This window comes from Microvirga sp. P4_A5 (assembly GCF_056402495.1).
The window spans coordinates 77,329-93,882 of sequence record NZ_JBFUHH010000002.1 but is presented as its reverse complement, the minus strand read 5'-3'; the positions used below and the strand labels follow the sequence as shown (position 1 = coordinate 93,882).

The following is a 16,554-nucleotide window of genomic DNA, read 5'->3' as shown; positions in this document are numbered from 1 at the left end:
ACTGTCGCTCAAGGTAAGAACCGGGTCCTCGGGAATCAAGCGAGGCGGCAAGCCTCACGCGGCTTTGATGAGCGCAAGGGCGGCCTCGAGATCCGCCTCCGACAATTCCTGGACGACCGGGCCGGCAGTCCAGACCAGGAAGGCCCGGATGCGTTTCGCCGGGTAGATTTCCTGGAGCAACCGGCGATAGAGGGCGAGCTGGGTCACGTAGGATTGCGGCGGCGGGGCGCCTTCGCGCGGCGGCCGCGCCGTCGTCTTGAAATCCGCCACGAGAACCTCCGTTTCCAGCACCGCCAGCCGGTCGATCTGGCCCGACACGAAGACTTCGCCGTCCACGGTGCCGACCCGCCCCGCCAAGGGTGCTTCGGCGCGCGAGCCGGGGCCGAACAGGGGCGCGAGCGCCTGGTCCTCCATCACGCTCAGCGCATGGCTGACGAACGTCTGTCGCAGGGCCGGGGCCAACCTGGGCGCCCTCGCCTTGACGTAGGCCGTCGCCATGGCTGCGCGGTGCTCCGTTGGCAAAGCCGGGAGCCGTTCCAGAAGCGCATGGACGATCGTGCCGCGCAGCCGCGCCTCGGGCGCGTAGGGCCCGTCTCCGGGCCGGGTCATCCGTTCGGCGGCGCCGAGCGCGCTCGACGGGCGCACCGGCGGCAGCGGCTCCGGCTCGGGCGCCACGCTCTGCAAGAGCCAGTCGGGCATGGACCCGCGCGCGGCTGCCGCCGGGTCGATTCCGGCCGTCGCTGCGGTTTCATCCGGCCCCTGCCGCCAGATCTCGATCGGACCGAAGGTCGCCTCGACCGGCTCCAGCGCACCAGGCCGCAGGCCCAGCCCGTGGCGGATCATTTCCGACCATGCCTCGGGCCTGGCATTCTTGCCGCTGGTCAAATAGGGCGCCACCACCAGCCGGTCTTTGGCGCGGGTCATCGCCACGTAGAGCAAGCGGTTGTGCTCCTCGGCAGCCTTGTCATGGCAGAGGGCCCGCGCGGCGGTGATGACTTCGGAATCGAAGGCCTTGCCGGGCGACCATACCGGCACCGTCCGGTCGCCACCCGTGGGAAGCTCCAGCAGGATCGGGTCGGCGCCCTTCACGGCGCAACCGTCGAACAGGAAGACGAGCGGCGCTTCGAGGCCCTTGGCGCCGTGCACGGTCATCACCCGCACCTCGTCGTTGGTGGAGTCCAGATCGCGCTTGATCGTATGGTCGGCGGATTCGAAACGGTCGAGGAACGTCACCAGCGAGGGGGTGTCGAGCTGCTCGGATTGGTGGGCGGCGGAGAGGAACGCGTCGATGGCATCCCCGGCCTCGCTGCCGAGCCGCGCCACCAATTGGGCGCGACCGCGCATCGGCCCGAGCAGAAACGCGAAAAACCCGAAGGGACCATGCTGGCGCGCCATCTCGCGCCAGCGGGCGAGGGCTTCGCAAGCGCGCTGCGCGGCAGGGTCGTCGCGGGTCGCGTGCCGTTCGAGCGCCGCCAGAAGCGATTCGTCGTCGTCCCGATAGGCCGCGATGCGGATCAGGTCGTCGTCGGTGAGACCGACGAGGGGCGATTTCAGCGCCGTCGCGAGGGTCAGGTCGTCGTCGGGCAGCAAAGCCGCGCGTCCCGCCGCCACCAGATCCATGACGGCGATATGTTCGCCGATATTGAGCCGGTCCGCGCCCGCCACCGGCACGCCCTTTTCCTTCAGGGCCCGGATCATGGCCTCGAAGGCCGCGCCGCGCTTGCGCACCAGCACCAGCACGTCGCCGGCTTTCCAGACCCGTCCGGTTTCGTCGCCGCTCGTGGTCCAGCTTCTCACCAGATCGGCGATGCGTCCCGCCACCACGACGGGCGGCGCCTGCCGTTCGGAAGCGTCCACCGGCAGCGCCCAGGCGTCGGGCTCGTCATCGTCCTGCGCGAAGACGACGGGCCAGAGTTCGACGCGGCCCGGCACATTCGGGCGGGCGCTCTCATGCACGGTGCCGACCGCGACCTCATCGAACGACAAACCCTTGAAATGCGAGTCGACCGCGAAGGTCGCGTCGACGGCGGAGAGGACCGCGGGCGTGGAGCGGAACGACAGCGTGAGGCTCACGTCTTCGAAAGCCAGCGCCGCATCCGCGACCTTGCGTTTCCAGTCCCGCCGGCTTTCCTCGAACTTGCGTGGCTCCGCGCCTTGAAAGCCATAGATCGACTGCTTGGGATCGCCCACCGCGAAGAGCGTGCGAATCCGCGATCCGGTGGCGCCGAATCCGGTGGTGAAATCCGCCGTGATGCGATGCAGGATGTCCCATTGCTCGGGGTTCGTATCCTGCGCTTCGTCGATCAGCACATGGTCGATGCCGCGATCGAGCTTGTAGAGCACCCAGGCGGTGTCGCCTCGCGACAGCAGCGCCAATGTCTTGTCGATGAGGTCCTGAAAGTCGAGTGCGCCATACCGGGCCTTGGCCTGCTCGACGCGCGCGCCGATTTCCGCCGCGAGGGTGAAAAGGGCGCTCGTGCGTTGCAGGGCGAGCGCCGCGTTGCGTTTCGATGTGAGGGCGACGACGCGCGCCTGCTCTGCGATGAGCCGCTCGGCGGCCTGCGGCGGGACCTGTTTGGTGAAGAAAGCGGATGATTTGCGCGGCGTGTCCTCCTGGGTGAAGAAGACGTCGAGGTAATGCGCCAACCGGTCGTCCGTCCGCTCCGCAAGGGCCGCCGCCACGAGCGAATCCGCGCGTTTCTCGTCCGTGGCCTTGCCGGTGCGCAATTCGCCCGCGAGCACCGACCATTCCGATGGCGCAATCCCGCCTTCCAGCATGGCGCGCTCGACCGACGTCACATCCTCGCCAACCTCAAGACCCAGCGCCGTGCGCAGATCTGCCAATCCGGCCGCGATGCCGCCGGGATGGCGCAGAAAGCTCTTGCAGCGCAGCGCCGCGGTCAGCGCGGCCGTGAGCTTTTCGCCCGCCGCCTCCACGCTGACGACGGAAAGCGCATCGTGCAGCGCCGGATAATCGCCACTGGCCGAATCCGCCAGCACGTTGGCGGTTTCCTCCGCGAGCATCTCGCCGCTCTGGTTCTCATCCAGGACCGCGAACCGCGCCGGCACGTTGGCCTCGAACGGCACGAGATGCAGAAGCCGCTCGCAGAATGCGTGGATGGTGTCGATCTTGAGCCCACCCGGCGTCTCGACCGCGCGAGCAAACAGCGTACGCGCGAGGCGCACCTGTTCGCGGCTCGGGACGCGGCCTTCGAGTTCGGTCAATTGCGCGATCAGGCTCTCGTCGTCGAGCGTCACCCATCGGCCGAGCAATTCAAAGACGCGGATCGCCATGTTTGCCGCGGCGGCCTTCGTGAAGGTCAGGCACAGGATGCGGCCGGGCGGACAACCGTCGAGGAGGAGCCGCACGACGCGGTCGGTGAGCACCTTGGTTTTGCCCGCTCCCGCATTGGCCGACACCCACGCGGATGCGCGCGGATTGGCGGCGCGGCGCTGYGCCTCCCGGGTGTAGGACGGGATCACCAGATCGGTTCTCATTCGAGTCCCTCGCCGCTCACCAGCGACCATTCCTTCACCCGCGCCAGATGGTCGTAATCCGAATAGCGGCGCGCATATTTGGGGAAGGGCCGCGAAAGATACGGCGCTTCGCCTTTGACGAAACGGGCGATCATGCCCTCGAAGCGGCGCGCATGTTCCTCGACGATCTCCGAGACGAGCCGCGTCTCCTTCCCGGTCGGTCCGATCGGGCGCGGCGTCATGGGCTCGCGCCCGCCGGTGGTGTGCATGTAGAGCAGGTCCGGCGTGTCCTTCGCGGCCGGCAACCCTCTGAAGGCCGCGCGCATGAGCATCATCGCCTCAAGGGTGAGCTGGGGCGAAAACCCCGCATAGACCTCGCGGATCCCGGGCGGCTGCCCGGTCTTGAAATCGACGATGGTGAAACCGCCGTCACGGCGATGCTCGATCCGATCCGCGCGCGCGCGCAGGGTGAACACGGTGCCGTCGGCAAGCGGGATGGGGAGCGCGCCCGAGCATTCCGCGTAGACGTCGAGAATGTCGGGCCGGCGGTGCGTTTCCCAGAGTAGGAACTCGGTCGCCAGACGCTCGAAGCGCGGCCACCATTCCGCATAGAGTTCCGGAAACGCTTCGGCGATGCGGGCGAATTCCTTCGCGCCGCGTCCAAGCAGTTCTTCATGGGCGTGCGCTGGCAACTCACGCGGATAGGTCTGTGCGAATTGGCCCAGAACCTCGTGGATGATCGTGCCGCGATCCGCCGCGCCCGGCGCCACCGCCAGTGCGTCGAGGGCGTCGAGCTTGAGGATGTGGCGCGCGAAGATCGAGTAGGGATCGCGCACCAGAATCTCGATCTCGGTCACGCTGAGATTGCGCGGAAACAGGGCCGGGTCGGGCAGGGGACGGGGACGGGGGAGCGGCGGCGCGGGCCTCGGCGCGTCGAGCATCCGCGCCCAATCACGATAGCGGTTTCCTCCCGCCGCCATGCGCGACCAGACCTCGTCGCCCGAGAACGCCTTCAGCCGTTGCAGGAACCGCGACGGCACCATGGGCGACCCGTCGCGCTTCTGCGCCCGGGTGATGACCACATCGTGGGTGCCGAGAGCCTGAACGAAATCGTGCGCCGTCTGGCCGATGCGGCGCTCGGGCGGCGCAAGGCCGACGCGGGCGCGCATGGGCCGGTTGAGAAACGCGTCGGTGATCGTGCGCGGCGGCCATGTGCCCTCGTCGAGCCCGCCCAGTACGATCCGATCCACCGACAGGAGCCGCGCTTCGAGGAGGCCGAGGATCTTGACGCGGCGATGCGTCGAGCGGGGCGACGGACTGAGATTCTGCTGCTTCGCGAGGGTGGTGAAGAACGCCGGATAATCGACGAACCGCCCTTGCAGCGGCTGATCTTCCTCCGAGCGGATTTCCGACATTTCGAGATCGTCGAACAGCGCCATCAGCGCTTCTGTCGAGGAGTCGCGCGCATCGCCGGCATCGTGCGGGGGCGGCGCCATGAGCGCTTCGACCGCGCGACGATGGTGCTCGGTCAGGGCGATGAGATCGAGCGTGCCTTCGCCGTGGAAGGCCGGCGAAAAAGTCGCAAAGACCGCTTCCAGCCGCCGCAGCAGGGCGTCGGCCTGATCCCAATCCGTCTCGGTCAGCCGCTGTCGCGCGCGCGGTGCCCGGCGGCTCTTCTCGCTGCGGTTTCTGGCCAATGTCGTGCGCATGCCGGCGAGGCCCTCGCCGGGCGTGGGGCCGCGCAGGACGCCGATTTCGAGAACGGACGCGGCATGCGCGACAGTCTCGCGCGGCCAACCGAGACGCACCAGCGGATGGGCGAGAAGCGACAGGACCGGCAGAGGCCTGAGGTCCTCGGCGGCGGCCTCCGCCGCAAGCCGCGCCAGACGCCCCGTCGGCGTATCAGCGAGCGCGCATCCGGCCGAATCCTCGACGGCGATATTCCAGCGTGCCAGTTCAGCCGCGACCCGCGCCGCGAGCGCCCGATCGGGCGTCACGAGCGCCGCGCTCCGGTGCGGATCGTTGAGCGTTTCGCGCAACGCCACCGCGATTGCGAGCGCCTCCTCGCGCTCGTCCGTCGCTTCCACCACAGCGATGCCGGCGCAACCGGCCTGCGCAAGCGACAGGCGCGCGTTCGTGGGAATCTCCGACCAGAGATCGGTCGTCTCGGCGGGCCTCAGCGCTTCGGAGAGAACGTGCGTCCGCGCCGTTGCCGCCTCCGTGGCCTGCCCCAGCACGACGATTTCGGATCGCCTGACCCGCAGATGGTTGTCCACCAGCCGCCGCAGCGTTGCCTGCGGGTGGGTGTGCGTCGGATCGGTATCGTCGTCGCCGACGCCGCCGATCTTGCGCCAGCTCTCTTCGTCGAGATCCGTATCGAGGCCGGGCAGCACGATCGCGCCCTTCGGCAGGCGTGCGATCGCCGCCATGAGGTTGGCGGTCGCGGGGATCGAGCCGGTGGAGCCTGCGACGATCATCGGTGTCCCAGGCCRCACACGATCGAGACGGCGCGCCTCGGCCTCGATGAGGGCGCCGCGCCGCGCTGCCGGGTCGCTGGCCTGCCGCTCCGCGAGAATCCGCGGCCAGTATTCACTGACGATCTGCACGAAGTTCCGTGTGATGCGGAAATACTCGGAGAAATCGGCGTCCACCGCCAGTTCCAGCGCGTGCCAGTCGATTCCCTCGGTGGTGAAGGAATCCATGAGCGTCTCGAGATCCGCCGCGAGATTGACTGCATCGGCGGGTGATCCGGGCACGAGAAAGGGCACATCGGGCCCGAGCTGCAGAAGCGTCCGATCGACCTGCGCCGACCAGCGCTGGATCAGCCGCGTCAGGATCAGCCGGCGTTCCAGCGGCGGGATCGGCGGTTTCAGCGATGCGGATTCCTCCAGCGGCGAACCTTCCAGTCCCGTCAGCTCGAACTCGGCCTCGTCCGCTTCGCCCAGAGGCACGATGCGCGGCAGGAGCTGCGCTTTCGCGCCGCCCCGCTCGGCCAGCAGGGCGATCAGCGCGCGGGTGGCGCGCCGGGTCGGCACATAGATGGTGATGTCGGCGAGCGCCGCCGGATCGTCGGATAACGGCCCCACCAGGCGGCCGTCGAAGAGCGCGTCCACCAGGGTCGGCAGAAAAGGGCTGCCCGGCGGGATGGTGAAGAGATGCGAAGCGCCCGCTGTCATCGCGCCCCGGCAAGCAGGCAGGCTTCCGCCTCGGCGATGGCGTGCGGCTCGCCCACATGCAGCCACTGGCCGTCGAGTTCGAGCCCGAAGAGACGGTCTCTCGCGATGGCGCGGTCGTAGAAGAGGTTGGCGGAGAACGGGCCTTCGGGCGTGTCTTGCACGATCTCGGATTTCACGATGGCGACGCCCGCATAGACGAACGGCACGGTTTCGCCCTGTCGGCGCCGCCGCAGGCGGCCCGAGTCGCCGCGGCTGAAATCGCCCTCGCCTTCATAACCGACACTCGTCTCGCGCGGCGCCACGAGCATGAGGATGTCCATTCGCTCCGGGTCCCACGCGGCGATCAGGCGTGACAGGTTGGGGCTTTCGCCTTCGACCCAGATCGAATCGGAATTGAACGTGATGAAGGGCGAGGCCCCCAGCAGGGGCAGTGCTTTCTTGACGCCGCCGCCGGTTTCGAGAACCGCCTCGCGCTCGTCCGACACCACGATGACGGGGCGTCGGCGGGTGCGCAGATGCGCCTCCATCATGTCGGCGAAATGGTGCACGTTGACCACCACCATTTCCATGCCCGCCTCGTCCAGGCGATCGAGCGCGAAGTCGATCAGCGTGCGGCCGCCCACCTTCACGAGCGGCTTCGGCATGGAAGCGGTGAGCGGGAGCATGCGCCGGCCGAGACCCGCTGCGAGCACGATGGCGGTGGTGGGTGCGTGGGTCTGGGACAAGGGCGGCGGCTCTGGCTTTACGGCGCGGGAGGGGATTCGGGTTCGGCGTCGTCGATATGCGGAATCAGGCGCGGCAGATAATTCTCATACCATCCTTTGAGCTTCACGAGCGACGGATGAGCGAGGTTGCGCATCAGATAGGCTTCGATGCGCGGAAGGTGCCGGAGGTAATGCGGCTTGCCGTCGCGCCGGTCGAGACGCGCGAAGATTCCGAGAATCTTGGTGGCGCGCTGCGTCCCCATGATCGCATAGGCGCGCGCGAAGGCCGCCACGTCGAATTGCGGGTCGGCGGCGCGGCGCTCGCGCGCATAGACGCCGATCAGCTTCAGTTCGAGGTCCGGCGGCACGGTGGCGCGCGCGTCCTGCAGAAGGGACGCCACGTCGTAGGCGGGAGGACCCATGACGGCGTCCTGAAAGTCGATGATGCCGACCCGCGCGAGCCCTTCGCGCTCGGGCAACCAGATAAGGTTAGGCGAGTGGTAGTCGCGCAGCGTCCAGGTGGTGGGGCCGGCAAGGATTTCCTGCAGCGCCTCGGTCCAGATGTTGACGAATTCGGCGCGGGCGGAGCCGGACAGATGCGTGCCGATGATGTGTGGCACATACCAGTCCGTCAGAAGCTCCACCTCGATCAGCAGCGCTTCGAGATCGTAGGGCGGGATGACGTGCTCCTGGCCGTCACCGACCGGAAGCACCGACGGCAGGTCTGTGGTGTGAAGCCTGGCGAGGAGACGTGTCGCCTCTGCATAGCGCTCCGGCATCGGCCCATCGGCATCGACGAAGGGTTCGTTGCCGAGATCCTCGACGAGGAGCAGCCCTGCCTCCAGATCCTCCCCGTAGATGCGCGGCGCGCTGAAACCCTGCGCTCGCAGGGCCTTGTCCATGGCCACGAACGCATGGACCGTCTCGGCGAGCTTGGCGATGGTGGTGTAGGGCCTGCCGCGACGCACCGGCGGCCCGACCGGACGGGGCGGCGAGATCATCAGAAGCGCCGTGTCGCCGCGCGGCTTCACCAGGCGCTCGTACGAGCGGATCACCGAAGCATCGCTCGGCATCGGCGTGCGCACGGCGTCGGCCCAGCCACTCTTCTCGACGAGTCCCTGGAACGCCCGCAGGCGCCGCAGGCGCGCCGCGAAGGTGCCCGAGCCGGTGAGGGTGGCGACACGTCCCCGACCTTCCGCGCCGGGAGCGAAGTCGAGTTCCACATGCAGGCGCTCGGCCTTCAGGGCATCGTCGGCGCGCTCCGGCCATTCCACCAGCGTGATGGCGTTCTCCGTGGCGTCGTCCCACCCCAGCTCGACCAGCTCCTGTCCGCCGCCGAGGCGATAGAAATCCGCATGCACGATCGGGCATGCGGACGCCTCATAGGTCTGCATGAGCGTGAAGGTGGGGCTTGGAACCTCGAGGTCGGGATCTTCGGACAAAAGCCGGATGAGCGCGCGGGCGAGCGTCGTCTTGCCGGCCCCGAGCCCCCCCGACAGCGTGACAAGATCTCCCGCGCGCAGTTCGTCGGCGAGGATCCGGGCGAAACGTTCCGTCGCCGCGTGATCGTCCAGAAGGATCGTCCAGCCGGAGAGCGATGAATCCTGCGCGTGCATAAGGTCCAATCTATCGTCGTCGTCGTGGCGTTTCGGCGACCGTCCGAATCTATTCGGCGGCGAGCGGTGGTAGCGCATTCTGGCCCGATCGGCCATCCGAGGGCGATTCATGCCGTTCATTGGGGAAGATGCAGGTAACCGTGGTGCCCTCGCCGGGGGCCGAGACGAGGTCGATGCGACCGCCGTGCAATTCCACGAACGAACGTACGATCGACAATCCCAGTCCGACGCCGCGATGGCGGGTTCCCAGCGTGTGGCTCTCGAAGCGCTCGAAAATCCGCGCCTTCACCTCGGGCGGGATGCCGCGGCCCTCGTCCTTCACTTCGAACAGAACCTCGTCCTCCCGCTTGCGGGCAAGGATGCGGATGCTCTGGCCCGGCGACGAGAACCCGACTGCGTTCGACAACAGGTTGAACAGGATCTGGCGTATGCGCTTCCCATCCGCCACGAAGGACCCGATATCGGCCGGAACGTCGATGTCGACGGTCAACGAGGCCTCGGCGAGTCGGTCCTCGATGCCGCGCATGGCGGCATCGATKGTCGAGCGGATATCGACCATCTCGGGAGACAATTCCAGCGATCCGGTATCGATGGAGGCAAGATCGAGAATGTCGTTGAGGATCGCCAGCAGGGCGCCGGACGAGCGCAGGATATGATCCGCGTAATCGCGCTGGCGCGGGTTGAGCGTGCCGACCGTCTCGTCGCCGAGCAACTGCGCGAACCCGATGACGTTCGTGAGCGGCGAGCGCAGCTCGTAGGACACATGGTGGACGAACTCGTCGCGAAGGCGGGAGGCCCGCTCCAGCGCCTCGTTGCGCTCCGTCAGCGCGCGCGCCACGCTGACGCTCGCAGTGACGTCGATGAAGGTGAGCAGAGTCGCGCCATCCGGCAACGGCTGCGCGGCGCATTCGAGCACTGAACCGTCGCGCCGGTCCATGCGGCAATCCATGCCCATGCGCAGATCCGCCAGCCCCGCGACGGCCCCGCGCAGATCGACCCATGGCTCGTCCTGGGGCGCAAGCACGCGGCAGGCGCGGATCACCGCGTCGATATGCGGGTGCTGGGCGGTGAGATCCTGCGGCAATTCCCACATCTCGGAGAAGGCGCGGTTGTAGAGCTTGAGGCGCCCGTCGGAGCCGAACACCGCGACGCCCTCCTTCAGGGTGTCGAGGGTTTCGCTCTGGACCCGGGTGAGCGCATTCACCTGCGATTCGAGCTGCACGCGCTCGCTGACGTCATCGAACAGATAGGTGACGCCGCCGCGGGGATTGGGATTGATCACGACCCGAAGCGTGCGACGGTCGGGCAGGTGCCACCAGGTCTGGTTCGACTCGACCGTGTGATAGCCGGACAGGATGTCGGCCTTCCAGGCGCGGAAATCGGCCTGTTCGGGAAGTTTGCGCGCGGCGCGGAGGCGGTCGAGCACTTCGCTGTCGGTCGGCCGCGACGCGAGGAAGGCGGCGTCGAGATTCCACAAATGCTGATAGGCGGCGTTGCTGAAGATCAGGTTCTGGCTGCCGTCGAAAATCGCCACCGCGGTGGGGAGTTGATCGAGGGTGCGAAGCTGGGCGTCCATCTGACGCTGAAGATCGATCCGCACCGCCTCCAGTTCCGACACGTCGACGGCGATGCCGGCGCTGCCGTTGCCGGTCGGCCGCTCCACCACGTCGAGGACGGAGCGCTGGCCGGCCACGACGGCCGGAACGCGAGCTGCGAATGTCGCGCCATCGCGGCGCTGGCGATCCGCCTCGTCGCGCGTCGGCCGGTCGAGCAATTCCACCGCGCGCGCGGTGGCGTCGGCGACGTCGGAGGCCTCGACCGCCCGCAGATAGGCCTGATTGGCCCAAACCAATGCGTTGTCGCCGTCGCGAATCCAGAGCGGATGCGCCACCGCGTCGAGCAGGCTCGTCATGGCGCGCAGATCGCCGCGCGCCGCCGTCAGTTCGGACCGACCGAGCAGCAGATCGGCGCGATCGCCGGTGACGTCCCGCAGCCGCAGCAGCGCCCGGCCGCCGATGGTGCGGCCCTCAACATCGATGAAGCGGTCGTGAGTGGTGCGGGCCGTCAGGCGGAAGGCTTCGCCCCGCTGCTTCAGCCGTTCGAGCGCCGTGTCGACCGTCGAGGCGTCCGCCGGCAGCAGCCAGGTGCCGAAGGCGAGGGCGCGCTGGGCCGGCGCGCCGTCCCCCACGATGGTCGGATCGCCTTCGAAGCGCGGCTCGCCGTCGCGTCCCTGCCAACTCACCAGCAATTGGCGCTCCGATCCCATCAGGAGGGTCGCGAGGTCGTCGGCGCCGCGCAAGGCCACGATCTCCGTTCGCAGAGCCCGCTCCCGGCGCGTCGAGCGGCGCTGTTCGCGCACCAGCAATACGGCGGTGCTGGCCGAGAGCGCGACGAGCCCGAGGAAAAGGCCGAAATAGGCATTGTGAAGGTCGAGGGAGTGGAGGAGACCGGCTGCCCCGTCCGGCAGGGTAATGGTGCGATCGGTCAGCGGGATGGTGAACTCGGCCGCGAGCGCCGTCAGCGAGGCGCCTGACAGAAGGGACAGGGCGAGGGAGAGCGGCCGAAGTGACCTGCGCGCGGAGGCGACGAGCGGTCCCGCCTTGGTCCCCGGTATGGCAGCGCGTACCTCGCGCCCGGCTTTGCCGCGCATTCTCCCAAGACTCCCAATCGGCCCCTGACGGGGCAAGTCGCCCCCGAGGGGCAATTCGCAGTGGCTGGTCGGACTGGAACCCGACGAGACGTTACGAGGCGATGAACGGAACCGTCCGATCGGGTTGAAATCCACGGATCGGAACGAATCGCCCCCACCTTAGACTACCGGTGACTCCGCCCGGAAGAGGGTTAAAGCCGGCTTAAAATTCTCGGGGAGAACCTGTGGACAGGCAGTGGATGGGCTCCCGACTGTCTCATCGGGCCAGGGCGTTGAAAAACCATCCGTCATGAAAAAAGCCCGGCGGGTGCCGGGCTTTTGACAAGTCCATCGAATTCGTGCGCCTCAGTAGCGGTAATGATCCGGCTTGAAGGGACCGGTCTCCTTCACGCCGATATAGGCGGCCTGATCGGGACGCAGCTTCGTCAGCTTCACGCCGATCTTCTCGAGGTGGAGCGTCGCGACCTTCTCGTCGAGGTGCTTGGGCAGGGTGTAGACCTTCTTGTCGTACTTGCCCGCATTGCTCCAGAGCTCGATCTGCGCGAGCGTCTGGTTGGTGAAGGAGGCGGACATCACGAAGGACGGATGGCCCATCGCGTTGCCGAGATTCACGAGGCGGCCTTCCGACAAAAGGATGATCCGGTGCCCGTCCGGGAAGGTGATCTCGTCGACCTGCGGCTTGATGTTCTGCCAGGTCAGGTTCTTGAGGCCCGCGATCTGGATCTCGTTGTCGAAATGGCCGATGTTGCAGACGATGGCCCGGTCCTTCATCGCCCGCATGTGGTCGACGGTGATGATGTCCTTGTTGCCGGTGGCGGTCACGAAGATGTCGGCGCGGGTCGCCGCATCCTCCATCGTGGTGACCTCGTAGCCTTCCATGGCGGCCTGCAATGCGCAGATCGGGTCGACTTCCGATACCATCACACGGCAGCCGGCCTGGCGCAGCGAGGCGGCCGAGCCTTTGCCGACGTCGCCGAAGCCCGCCACCATGGCGACCTTGCCGGCCATCATCACGTCGGTGCCGCGGCGGATGGCGTCGACGAGGGATTCACGGCAGCCATAGAGGTTGTCGAATTTCGACTTGGTGACCGAGTCGTTGACGTTGATGGCGGGGAAGAGGAGCTTGCCCTCCTTGGCCATGATGTAGAGGCGGTGAACGCCCGTGGTGGTCTCTTCCGAGACGCCCTTGATGGCGCCGGCGAGTTCTGCGAACCAGCCCTTCGGCTTTTCCTTCACCAGGCGCCGGATGAGCGCGAAGAGGATCTCCTCCTCCTCCGAATCGGGCTTGTCGAGGAAGGCCACATCGCCCTGCTCGGCGCGCAGGCCCAGATGGACCAGCATCGTCGCGTCGCCGCCGTCGTCGAGGATCAGGTTGGGGGTGCCGCCGCCGTGCCAGTCGAACAGCTTGGCGGTGTAGTCCCAATATTCGGTGAGGGTTTCGCCCTTATAGGCGAAGACCGGAATCCCGGAGGCCGCGATCGCCGCGGCGGCGTGGTCCTGGGTCGAATAGATGTTGCACGACACCCAGCGAACGTCGGCGCCGAGAGCCTTCAGGGTCTCGATCAGCACCGCGGTCTGGATGGTCATATGCAGGGAGCCGGCGATGCGCGCGCCCTTGAGCGGCTGCTTCGGGCCGTATTCCTCGCGCACCGACATGAGGCCGGGCATTTCCGTCTCGGCAAGCGAGATTTCCTTGCGGCCAAAATCGGCGAGGCCGATATCCTTGACGATGTAGTCCTTTGCGCCAGCCTGGCTCATAGCTCTCTCTTCCGGGTGTTTGAAATCGGAAGGGTGTCTAGCAGAGACCGGGAGGCGAAGCAATCAAGATATAAAGATATCTTTATATGCTGGCTTTCGGGATCACTCGTCTTCGCCGAAGCGGTTGGCCAGAAGGTCGCCGATCGCGCCGAGGCAGCTTTCGGCGTCAGGGCCCTTGGCCGTCACCGTGATCGTGGTGCCCTGGGCGGCCGCGAGGGTGAGAAGCCCCATGATCGAGCGTCCGCCCACGGTCTCGCCGCAGCGGGTGACGGTGACGTCGGAATCGAATTTCTCAACCGTCTGGACGAACTTGGCGGAGGCGCGGGCGTGCAATCCCCGGCGATTGATGATCGGGAGCTCGCAATGGGCGGCGCCTTCGGGAATGGGCGCGGGCGGGCAATCGTCGTCGAAATCCATCGGGCTCATTTCCCCGTCAGGACGCGCGACGCGATGTTGATGTACTTGCGGCCGGCCTCCTGGGCGTGGGAGACCGCATCCTCGAGGCCCTCCTCGTCGCGGACGCTGGCGAGCTTGATGAGCATCGGCAGGTTGATGCCGGCCACCACCTCGACGGTGCTGCCATTCATGCAGGACAAGGCCAGATTCGAGGGCGTTCCGCCGAACATGTCCGTCAACACCACAACCCCGGTGCCCGAATTGACGCGGCAGACGGCGGCCATGATGTCCTTGCGCCGCGTCTCCATGTCGTCGTCCGGTCCGATCGTGATCGTTTCGAGTTGCTCTTGAGGCCCCACTACATGTTCGAGCGCGGCCTTGAACTCGGTCGCGAGCTGCCCGTGGGTGACGAGCACCATGCCAATCATAATGTTACTGGTCCGATCGCTCCGTGAGCGGAGCCGCTATTTTGTGCACTGCGAAGCCGAGCGCAAGTGCGGTTCCGATAAAAACTTCATCACTCTGTCATGACCGCAGTGTAAAGGCCACAGGTCTGTGCGAGCACGCTTTCGATGAGGTCGGCGCCGGTTCGGGCGCGCAGCCGCGGCAGCGTGACGCCGCACAGGGCCGTGATCCGGTCCGCCGGGTCGGGCAGGCGCTGCGGGTCGTCAGCTGACAGATCGACAATCAGCCGCACCACCACGGCCGGCTCGGCCGCCTGCCGTTCGAGGCCGATGCCCCGGATCTCGATCAGGCCCGACACCGCCTCGACCCCTCGGGCGAGCAATCTCCCATGCCGCTCCTCGATCCGGCTCCGGTCGTCGGCGACCAGCCGCGCGAAGAGACGCCGCGCGCAGGCATCGCCGATGAGCTTTCGGGCGAGCGTCGATTTGCCCGAGCCGGCATCGCCGCGGATCAGGATGCCCGCCTCGCCGAGGACGATGGTGGTCGCATGGATGGTCTGGGGCGAGGCCATCCGGGTCACGCCTTCTTGCCCACGGAGGGCAGGCGGATGACGAAGCGTGCCCCGAGCGATGTGGGCCGACCCTCCTCGTCGAGCGGACCGGGGCGGTTTTCGGCCCGGATCGTGCCGCGATGGGCCTCGATGATCTGCCGCGAAATGGAAAGGCCGAGGCCGGAATTCTGGCCGAAGCCCTGTTCGGGACGATCCGTGTAGAAACGCTCGAAAATGCGGTCGAGCGCCTCCGGTTCGATCCCCGGTCCGGAATCCTCCACCACGATTTCGATCTCGTTCTTGCGCCGGCGCATATGGATGCGCACGGGCTGGTCCGGGGGCGAGAACGAGCGCGCATTGTCGATGAGGTTGTTGAAGACCTGGCCGAGGCGGCTGTCATGGCCCAGCGCCAGATAGGCATCGCGCGGCGCCGCATCGATGGTGAGCGTGATCACCGGATCGGTCTCGTGGCGCCGCTCGTTGGCGACGGAGACGACCGCGTGAAGCAACCGGGGCATGTCGACGGGCTCCGCATCGGCGCGGGCAAGCTCCGCATCGAGCCGGGAGGCATCCGAAATATCGCTGATGAGGCGGTCGAGGCGACGAACGTCGTGCTGGATGATCGACATCAGGCGGCCGCGCGACTCGTCGTTGCGGGCCAGCGGCAGGGTCTCGACGGCGCTTCTCAAGGAGGTCAGCGGGTTCTTCAATTCATGCGCCACGTCGGCCGCGAAGCTCTCGATGGCGTCGATGCGGTTGTAGAGCGCCCGCGTCATGTCCCGCAGGGCCCCCGACAGATGGCCGATCTCGTCCGAACGGCCGGTGAAATCCGGAATCTCCTGCCGCGAGCGGGTGCCGCGGCGGACCCGCTCTGCCGCGTCCGCGAGCCGACGCACGGGCCCCACGATGGCGCCGGCCAGGAACAGCGACAGCACGATCATCACGATGGCGGCGACGAGAAACACCTGCAGGAGGGCAAACCGCTCGGACGCTATGATGGTGTCGATATCGCCGCCTTGGGTGGAGAGCAGCAGCACGCCCTGGACCGAGCGCAGGCGCTGGATCGGCACCGCTACCGACACGATGGTCTCGCCCCGCGCATTGGTGCGCACCTCGCTGGCGCGTTCGCCCGCGAAGGCGCGGGTGACCTCGGGCAGGGACTTGCCGTTCGCCGGCCCCACATCCTCGAGGACGAGGCGTTTCTTGGTCCGGAACAGGGTGCGCAGGTTGTGCCAGGACCGCTCGATGAAGGTCAGCTGTTCGTCCGCCATCGGCGGCAGGTCCATGCGCAGGATGTCGCCGCGCGAGTAGAAGGTCCGGGAATCGAGCAGCAGGGCGCCTTCCCGATCGTAGATCCGGGCCCGGGTCTGGGTCGGCGTCACCAGCCGCCGGAGGAGAGGCGCGACCCGCTCGGGATTGATGGAGAATTCCAGCGAGGGAATGTCCTCGCTGAACCGGGCGGTGTCTCCCGCCTGCATCTGGAGGAGCTGGTCCGGATCGATGGTAATGGCGTCGGTCTCGACGGTCGCCGAACTCGCGATGGCGCCGGCGATGATCTCGCCCTGAGTGACGAGCGACAGCACGCGGGCCTCGATCAGCCCCTGCCGGAACTGGTTGAGGTAAAGAAAGCCGACCAGCAGCGCCACCAGGCCGGCGAGGTTGAGAACCAGGATACGGCGCGTCAGGCTGGACGAAGCCCTCTGGGAAAGCCAGTGGCCGAGCGCCTTGAGCCGCGCCATCGCACCCCGCGGGGCGGGCGGATCGTCTGCCGCGGCCTCGTCGAGATTGAGGTCAACCTTCATGCCACTCACAGGGATGTTTC

10 protein-coding genes are annotated in these 16,554 nt (G+C 67.2%); all 10 read right to left on the bottom strand.

What is annotated here, in order from left to right; all coding sequences use genetic code 11:
• Nucleotides 1–54: 54 nt before the first annotated feature.
• The 10 genes from addA to AC1DVM_RS01720 all read right to left on the bottom strand — a co-directional run bounded on the left by addA (nt 55) and on the right by AC1DVM_RS01720 (nt 16,534).
• Complete coding sequence (gene addA / locus AC1DVM_RS01765; RefSeq protein ID WP_477251500.1) at nt 55–3,498, bottom strand: double-strand break repair helicase AddA; 3,444 nt, start codon at nt 3,496–3,498, stop codon at nt 55–57.
• Complete coding sequence (gene addB, locus AC1DVM_RS01760; RefSeq protein WP_477251498.1) at nt 3,495–6,653, bottom strand: double-strand break repair protein AddB; 3,159 nt, start codon at nt 6,651–6,653, stop codon at nt 3,495–3,497. Before addB ends, addA begins: the two co-directional genes overlap by 4 nt.
• A complete protein-coding gene (locus AC1DVM_RS01755) occupies nt 6,650–7,378 on the bottom strand; it encodes a nucleotidyltransferase family protein (RefSeq protein WP_477251496.1) in 729 nt (242 codons plus the stop codon). Before AC1DVM_RS01755 ends, addB begins: the two co-directional genes overlap by 4 nt.
• A gap of 17 nt (nt 7,379–7,395) precedes the next feature.
• Complete coding sequence (gene tsaE / locus AC1DVM_RS01750; RefSeq protein ID WP_477251573.1) at nt 7,396–8,973, bottom strand: tRNA (adenosine(37)-N6)-threonylcarbamoyltransferase complex ATPase subunit type 1 TsaE; 1,578 nt, start codon at nt 8,971–8,973, stop codon at nt 7,396–7,398.
• Nucleotides 8,974–9,022: 49 nt separating this feature from the next.
• Entirely contained in the window at nt 9,023–11,623 is a 2,601-nt protein-coding gene (locus tag AC1DVM_RS01745) for a sensor histidine kinase (protein ID WP_477251494.1), read from the bottom strand.
• 345 nt (nt 11,624–11,968) lie between these two features.
• On the bottom strand, nt 11,969–13,381 hold the full coding sequence (gene ahcY, locus AC1DVM_RS01740; protein WP_477251492.1) for an adenosylhomocysteinase: 1,413 nt from the start codon (nt 13,379–13,381) through the stop codon (nt 11,969–11,971).
• Nucleotides 13,382–13,483: 102 nt separating this feature from the next.
• Complete coding sequence (locus AC1DVM_RS01735) at nt 13,484–13,798, bottom strand: HPr family phosphocarrier protein (protein ID WP_477251490.1); 315 nt, start codon at nt 13,796–13,798, stop codon at nt 13,484–13,486.
• A 5-nt stretch (nt 13,799–13,803) separates the two neighbouring features.
• Nucleotides 13,804–14,205, bottom strand: coding sequence for a PTS sugar transporter subunit IIA (locus AC1DVM_RS01730; protein WP_477251488.1), 402 nt, complete (start codon nt 14,203–14,205; stop codon nt 13,804–13,806).
• Nucleotides 14,206–14,294: 89 nt separating this feature from the next.
• Nucleotides 14,295–14,753: an HPr kinase/phosphorylase gene (locus tag AC1DVM_RS01725; RefSeq protein WP_477251486.1), complete on the bottom strand. Its 459-nt coding sequence runs from the start codon at nt 14,751–14,753 to the stop codon at nt 14,295–14,297.
• 5 nt (nt 14,754–14,758) lie between these two features.
• The gene (locus tag AC1DVM_RS01720; RefSeq protein WP_477251571.1) at nt 14,759–16,534 is read right to left on the bottom strand and encodes a stimulus-sensing domain-containing protein; all 1,776 of its coding nucleotides are present in this window, start codon (nt 16,532–16,534) and stop codon (nt 14,759–14,761) included.
• Nucleotides 16,535–16,554 lie beyond the last annotated feature (20 nt).

Excerpts from the sequence above, each read along its gene's own strand:
- AC1DVM_RS01720 (WP_477251571.1), bottom strand. The coding sequence starts at position 16,534 with ATGAAGGTTGACCTCAATCTCGACGAGGCCGCGGCAGACGATCCGCCC.
- tsaE (WP_477251573.1), bottom strand. The coding sequence starts at position 8,973 with ATGCACGCGCAGGATTCATCGCTCTCCGGCTGGACGATCCTTCTGGAC.
- AC1DVM_RS01735 (WP_477251490.1), bottom strand. The coding sequence starts at position 13,798 with ATGGATTTCGACGACGATTGCCCGCCCGCGCCCATTCCCGAAGGCGCC.
- AC1DVM_RS01725 (WP_477251486.1), bottom strand. The coding sequence starts at position 14,753 with ATGGCCTCGCCCCAGACCATCCATGCGACCACCATCGTCCTCGGCGAG.
- ahcY (WP_477251492.1), bottom strand. The coding sequence starts at position 13,381 with ATGAGCCAGGCTGGCGCAAAGGACTACATCGTCAAGGATATCGGCCTC.
- AC1DVM_RS01730 (WP_477251488.1), bottom strand. The coding sequence starts at position 14,205 with ATGATTGGCATGGTGCTCGTCACCCACGGGCAGCTCGCGACCGAGTTC.